The following is a 992-nucleotide window of genomic DNA, read 5'->3' on the forward strand; positions in this document are numbered from 1 at the left end:
CCGTTCTTGGCGGCCTCGAGGAGGCGTTTGCGGTAGACGAACCCGACGGCGCCGGAGGCGCCCATGACGGCGATCTGGGCGGTGGGCCAGGCCAGGTTGACGTCGGCGCCCATGTGTTTGGAGCCCATCACGTCGTAGGCGCCGCCGTAGGCCTTGCGGGTGATCACGGTGATCTTCCCGACGGTGGCCTCGCCGTAGGCGTAGAGCAGTTTCGCGCCGCGGCGGATGATGCCGCCGTATTCCTGGTCGGTGCCGGGCAGGAAGCCCGGGACGTCGACGAGGGTGATGATCGGGACGTTGAACGCGTCGCAGGTGCGCACGAAGCGGGCGGCTTTTTCGGAGGCGTCGATGTCGAGGCAGCCGGCGAAGACGGTGGGCTGGTTCGCGACGATCCCGACGCTGCGGCCGTCGACGCGGCCGAAGCCGACGACGATGTTGCCGGCGCGTTCGGCCTGGACCTCGAGGAATTCGTCGTCGTCGAGGATCCGGCGGATCACCTCGTGCATGTCGTAGGGCTGGTTCGCCGAGTCCGGGATCAGGGTGTCGAGTTCGAGGTCCTCGTCGGTGAGGAAGTCTTCGATGGCGCCGGGGATCGGGTCGGTGGGCTGGGTGCGGGGGGCGGCGGCCTGGTTGTTGCTGGGCAGGTAGGACAGCAGGTCCTTGACGTAGTCGAGGGCGTCCTGTTCGCCGGAGGCGACGTAGTGGGCGACGCCGGATTTGACCATGTGGGTGTGCGCGCCACCCAAATCTTCCATGGTGACGTCTTCGCCGGTGACGGTTTTGATGACGTCGGGGCCGGTGACGAACATCTGGGAGGTTTGATCGACCATCACGACGAAGTCGGTGAGGGCGGGGGAGTAGACGTGGCCGCCGGCGGCGGGGCCCATGATCAGCGAGATCTGTGGGATGACGCCGGAGGCCTGGACGTTGCGGTGGAAGATTTCGCCGTACAACCCGAGGGAGACGACGCCTTCCTGGATGCGGGCGCCGGC

The 992-nt window shown here is 67.3% G+C and carries 1 protein-coding gene; it reads right to left on the reverse strand.

Features of this window, described 5'->3' with window-relative positions; all coding sequences use genetic code 11:
- The coding region (locus tag R4P95_RS33430) for an acyl-CoA carboxylase subunit beta (protein ID WP_317747843.1) at nucleotides 1-992 on the reverse strand (992 nt) is incomplete at both ends.

The sequence above is a fragment of the Rhodococcus sp. IEGM 27 genome (assembly GCF_033142305.1).
In the GTDB taxonomy this organism is placed as follows: domain Bacteria; phylum Actinomycetota; class Actinomycetes; order Mycobacteriales; family Mycobacteriaceae; genus Rhodococcus_F; species Rhodococcus_F oxybenzonivorans.